4 protein-coding genes are annotated in these 2,035 nt (G+C 35.3%); 2 read left to right on the top strand and 2 right to left on the bottom strand.

Features of this window, described 5'->3' with window-relative positions:
• Positions 1–503: 503 nt before the first annotated feature.
• Positions 504–686: a type II toxin-antitoxin system HicA family toxin gene (locus ACFIL8_RS09555; RefSeq protein ID WP_038473319.1), complete on the top strand. Its 183-nt coding sequence runs from the start codon at positions 504–506 to the stop codon at positions 684–686.
• Positions 687–706: 20 nt separating this feature from the next.
• Complete coding sequence (locus ACFIL8_RS09550) at positions 707–1,129, top strand: HicB family protein (RefSeq protein WP_100131245.1); 423 nt, start codon at positions 707–709, stop codon at positions 1,127–1,129.
• A gap of 3 nt (positions 1,130–1,132) precedes the next feature.
• Here the strand turns inward: ACFIL8_RS09550 and ACFIL8_RS09545 are convergent, their stop codons facing one another.
• Both ACFIL8_RS09545 and ssb read right to left on the bottom strand, forming a co-directional pair.
• On the bottom strand, positions 1,133–1,675 hold the full coding sequence (locus ACFIL8_RS09545) for a hypothetical protein (RefSeq protein ID WP_375651456.1): 543 nt from the start codon (positions 1,673–1,675) through the stop codon (positions 1,133–1,135).
• A 12-nt stretch (positions 1,676–1,687) separates the two neighbouring features.
• Positions 1,688–2,035: single-stranded DNA-binding protein (ssb, locus tag ACFIL8_RS09540; RefSeq protein WP_375689580.1), on the bottom strand; the 348-nt coding region annotated here is incomplete at its 5' end.

Below are 2,035 nucleotides of genomic sequence, written 5' to 3'. Positions count from 1 at the left end.
ACAAAAAGTTTTGCAGCATTGGCGCGCTTGAGACGTGCGTAGACTTGATTAGAAACTTCAACAAATGGATTATTGGGAGTTGAAGTTTCAAAACGAACAGTGCTTTTATTATCGCCAACAACACACATTGGCTTGGTGATGATTGCTTTCATCTTCGCTCCTTTTGAGGCAATGAATTAATGACATCATTGGTTACTGAATGGCGTTTGATATGTGCAAAATAGATTAGTCTGTTTTATCAATAAAAACAGTACTTTAAGCCCTCTTGAAAGCTTAAGATTTTATCAAATTTTAGGGGATATTTTTGAATTTTAGACGCAATACAACCAGTGCCTTACTGCCACTAAATACGATTTTTCACGTATTGTCAATAGAAAAATCACGATATTGTGTATTTTTAATTTTTTTGATCAAAACTTAGTATTTTAAAAGCCAATCTTTAATTTTATACAAATAACAACATTTATGTTGTATTTAAACATTTTAGATGTTATATTATATTTATGAACAGTCAAGAATTAAAAAGATATCTTACGAAACATGGTTGCAGTTTTACCTCAGGGAAAGGTGGCCATTTGCTTGTAAAACGTGGTTCTAAAAAATCCGTTTTACCTATGCATGGTACGCGGAAAGAATTAGGAACGGGATTAGTTCAAAAGATTCTTAAAGATCTTGACCTAAGGTAAGTCTGAATATGGAGATGTAAATGAAATATGCACTTAAGTTTATCAAAGATGACAATGATACTCTTCTTGTCGTTTCCAAAGACTTTCAAGAATTTATTACCTATGGTAACGACGAAAAAGAGGCTTTGGAACACGCTAAAAATGCCCTTTTAACAGTTATTATGGGGCGTTTCCAAGATCGAGAAGTGGTCCCTTTTGGAGCTCGTGATGCTGCCTATCCTTTTGTTGAAGTATCTTCATTAGTTATTTTAAAAATTGCAATACACAACGCTATGGTTGAAAAGAATTTACGCAAAGCTGATCTCGTGCGTCTTTTAAAACTTCACCCAATACAAATTGACCGATTATTGGATTTAAACCACGCAACAAAATTAGATGCTTTAGAATCCACTCTCATTGCTCTTGGAAAAGAGATCACTATCAATGTTCAAAATGCTGCTTAAAATTTAGCGGTTTTGTATAAAATGTTTATGAAGTGCATTCAGAGCAACATACAGCGAACCGACAAGATGTGGCAGTGATTGATCTTCACTAACAAGATACTGTAGCGCGGCATAAAGGTTGTGCTGTCTATAAAGGCATTGTGCTTCTTTTAGCACCTCTTTCATTGCTTCATAGTAATGAGTAGTTTTTTCAATCCATTGTTTTTTTGCCTCTTCATTTAAAGATGGAGTAAAGTCATCATAAATTGCATTTGGTAAGGCTTTTGCACAGAGATAATTATTTCTCACTTCAAGATATTTTTGTGCAGCATCATACTGATCTTGATTAATTACACCTTGCAGATAAAGCCGTCCGATATAAGTAGCGGAAAGTGGATTTTTAGCCTCTTCTATGGTCAAACAGAAGCGTTTGGCACGCATTTCAATTGCCAATTTATCCATGGGTTCATGCGGTGTTTTTGCTCGTGAGATACGTCCATTTGGTTCTCTGATACATCCTTTAATCCGAGGACGACCGCGTTTTGCACGTTTTTTTCTTTTTGTCATATTTTTTTTCAATCAGAATGGGACGCTATCGTTAAGAGCCGTTCTATAATCTTGAGCCCCTGAAGCGATAGCATAATTTTGAGAAGTAATAGGTGAAGGGGTAGGGGATGCCGATTGATCTTTCTTTGCATCAAGCAAATACAATTCACCTTTGAATTGTGGTAAGACAATCTCTGTTGTGTAACGGTCATGCCCATTTTTATCTTGCCATTTGCGTGTCTGTAATTTTCCTTCTATGTAAACCTTTGAACCTTTGTTTAGATACTGAAGTGCAATTTTTGCCAAATGTGGATTAAAAATCACCACGGAATGCCATTCTGTTTTCTCTACTTTTTGATTGGTTTTTTTATCTGTATAGCT

Origin of the sequence: Bartonella sp. AP57NXGY (genome assembly GCF_042195805.1) — a bacterium.
In the GTDB taxonomy this organism is placed as follows: Bacteria; Pseudomonadota; Alphaproteobacteria; order Rhizobiales; family Rhizobiaceae; genus Bartonella.
This window is presented reverse-complemented; position numbering and strand designations above follow the sequence as displayed.